This window comes from Campylobacter showae CC57C (genome assembly GCF_000344295.2).
GTDB lineage: Bacteria > Campylobacterota > Campylobacteria > Campylobacterales > Campylobacteraceae > Campylobacter_A > Campylobacter_A showae_B.
Genome location: NZ_AOTD01000136.1, coordinates 1 through 245, shown reverse-complemented (window position 1 = coordinate 245; position 245 = coordinate 1). Strand labels below are relative to the sequence as shown.

Sequence of the window (245 nt, the reverse complement as noted above, 5' to 3'; positions counted from 1 at the left end):
CAAGGTTAGAGGATACGATAAGGACGGCAATGAAAAGATAGCAAATTTAAGCGACGTAGTATCGGATATCGATTTAACTAAATTTATAAATTCAGATGTCGTTAACTGGAATCAAAAAAGAAGAGATATCATCAACTCCGAATCTCTTGCCAATAACGATATGAGAAATTTCGTAAATACTACAAATATAGATCATAGGATATCTTACTACTCTTCAAACCCCTACACCGTATTTGCACCGGAGA

Annotated in this window: 1 pseudogene; it reads left to right on the top strand. The window is 34.7% G+C overall.

Features of this window, described 5'->3' with window-relative positions:
* Window positions 1–245, top strand: a pseudogene (locus H740_RS11910) (response regulator); the annotation flags it as partial.